Origin of the sequence: Psychrobacter sp. 78a-MNA-CIBAN-0178, assembly GCF_040309625.1 — a bacterium.
GTDB classification, from domain to species: Bacteria; Pseudomonadota; Gammaproteobacteria; order Pseudomonadales; family Moraxellaceae; genus Psychrobacter; species Psychrobacter okhotskensis.
The window spans coordinates 1-1,258 of sequence record NZ_JBEOOZ010000059.1 but is presented as its reverse complement, the minus strand read 5'-3'; the positions used below and the strand labels follow the sequence as shown (position 1 = coordinate 1,258).

The following is a 1,258-nucleotide window of genomic DNA, read 5'->3' as shown; positions in this document are numbered from 1 at the left end:
GTCATACTAAACTGACCATCGGCTATGATATTGAGTGATTCGCTACTGACTTGATGATGACTATCGCCACTACTAATACTCATATCTTGCTGAGTAGTGCTAATCATCTCGCCCATAGTTCTATGAATAATGGTATCGTCGCTCACATAGCTTATGTCAGCTGCGCTATCTATCAGCGCGAATGGCATTGTTTGATGGGTATTGGTTTGTTGTTCTTCTGCGATAGTCTCAAGTTGCGTCTTAATCGCGTTATGATCTTTGACGTTATGTCCAAGACCTGTTGCCAGTTGCGTTAAACGTTCAGTTAAGTGCTGACCACCAAGAGCAGTTTGAGTCAGAGTCGGTGTATGCTGCTGATAGTTATGCTGTCCAGATTGTGCGTGGGTGCGTGGGTTTGCGGCTGAGTGGAGAGTAGTAAATATAAAAAACCACCCGAAGGTGGCTTAAGTAAAATAATAACAAACTAACCTTTTTCACCCTCAAACTGCCAAATAACCTGACCCCATTGGTTATTAGGATAATCTGGCATGATGTCGCCTTGCTTAAAGTAAGCACGACTGTCAGATTTTGCTTGCGTGAACCAGTAGCCTGATTTAGGGCAGGGCTGACCAGCTAGGCAGCGGCCTTTCGCTTGACTGGTGATTTCGGGTTTATTAGGCTTGGTTTTATTTTCATAATAGGGCGTCATGTCTTCTCCAGCCTCTTGAAGCTTAATAAACTCTTCATAAGTTATTTTGTAAGGGTCAATAGAGATAAATTTACTGGTGTCGATACCTGTCTCTTTAAGTACGAGTGGTAGCGTATAGTCAGGTTGATTTTGCTGAATCTTCAATCCCATTTTAATGGCTTTAGTCTCGAAAAAAAGTCTAGCTTCAGGTAATCCGCCATAAAGCTTACTATATTCTTTGGTCAAAGATTCATCATAGTTATTAGGGATTATTTGTCTTATTAACTCTAACTCATCGAAAATATCTAAGCTAATCAGGTAATGACGGTTGCCTGTTTCAGGGTCACTTTGCCTATTTATTCTAATATTCATAAATACATCTGTACCATGTCGCAGTTGCCATATTTGTAAATCACTGAGCTGCATCCATTGCTCAAAGTTCAAAGGGTAGGTGTAATCAAGATTAAAGTCACTTCCACCTTCTTTTGTGGCAAATATAAAGCTGTCTTTAGGGCTTAAACGAGGCTCACTTAAACTTTTAGCATAAGTCCAACCCTTACCTTGCAGTTCTTTAAAGAAAGCCATCATTTT

At 40.4% G+C, this 1,258-nt stretch carries 1 pseudogene; it reads right to left on the bottom strand.

Annotated features, from left to right (window positions below):
• Nucleotides 1–463: 463 nt before the first annotated feature.
• Nucleotides 464–1,258 (bottom strand): annotated as a pseudogene (locus tag AAEY80_RS14200) (hypothetical protein); the annotation flags it as partial.